Genomic DNA, 281 nt, shown 5'->3' on the forward strand with positions numbered 1-281 from the left:
CTCCAAGGAAGGCCTGTCCATTGCCTCCGACATTTCCATTCTCTACCGAGTGAAGGCCGACCAGGTGCCCAACATCCTGCAAACCACCGGCCGCGACTACGAAAACATCATGATTCTGCCCGTCTTTCGCTCGGCCGCCGCCGACGTAGGCGCCCGCTACTTCGCTAAGGACATGCACTCGGCCGAGCGGGCCGTGATTGAGAAGGCCATTCAGGCGCAGATGAACGAGGTGCTGGCCGCGCGCGGCTTCGATATTGAGAACGTGCTGCTCAAAAACATTG

General features: G+C 59.4%; 1 protein-coding gene. It reads left to right on the forward strand.

The genetic code is table 11. The features are described from left to right. On the forward strand, window positions 1-281 hold a 281-nt coding region (locus EJV47_RS27835; protein ID WP_243651342.1), incomplete at both ends, for an SPFH domain-containing protein.

It is taken from the genome of Hymenobacter gummosus (assembly GCF_003970915.1).
In the GTDB taxonomy this organism is placed as follows: domain Bacteria; phylum Bacteroidota; class Bacteroidia; order Cytophagales; family Hymenobacteraceae; genus Solirubrum; species Solirubrum gummosum.